The following is a 445-nucleotide window of genomic DNA, read 5'->3' on the forward strand; positions in this document are numbered from 1 at the left end:
GTGCTACAAACAGCGGTGTGAAGATCGATGCGTTTGCTACGCGGCCGGTGCTGCTGAAGGCGGGCGATTTCGACGATCGGCCCAATCAGTCGCAGGCCTTTTGGGGCGTCTACTCGACCTTCCCCAAGACCTTTGTGCCGTCATCGGGCATCGACGTCTACTACCTTGGCTTCGAGAACAACCACGCGCTGTACAGCATCGGAACCGGCGTGGAGCGACGGCATTCCGTTGGTGGGCGGGTCTTTGGCACGCACGGTCAGTGGGACTGGGATTGGGAAGCCCTGGGACAGTTTGGCAGTTTTGGCGCGCAGGACTTGCTTGCCTGGGGCTTCTCCACCGACACCGGCTATGGATTTTCCGTCGCCGACTGGAAGGCGCGTGCGGGCATCAAGGCCACCATCGGCAGTGGTGATACCAATCCGCGCGACGGAAAGCTGGGCACGTA

The 445-nt window shown here is 61.3% G+C and carries 1 protein-coding gene; it reads left to right on the forward strand.

Annotated features, from left to right (window positions below; genetic code table 11):
- Positions 1 to 17: 17 nt before the first annotated feature.
- Positions 18 to 445: alginate export family protein (locus tag AC1DDH_RS20630; RefSeq protein ID WP_476956238.1), on the forward strand; the 428-nt coding region annotated here is incomplete at its 3' end.

It is taken from the genome of Arthrobacter sp. 10T425 (assembly GCF_056393985.1).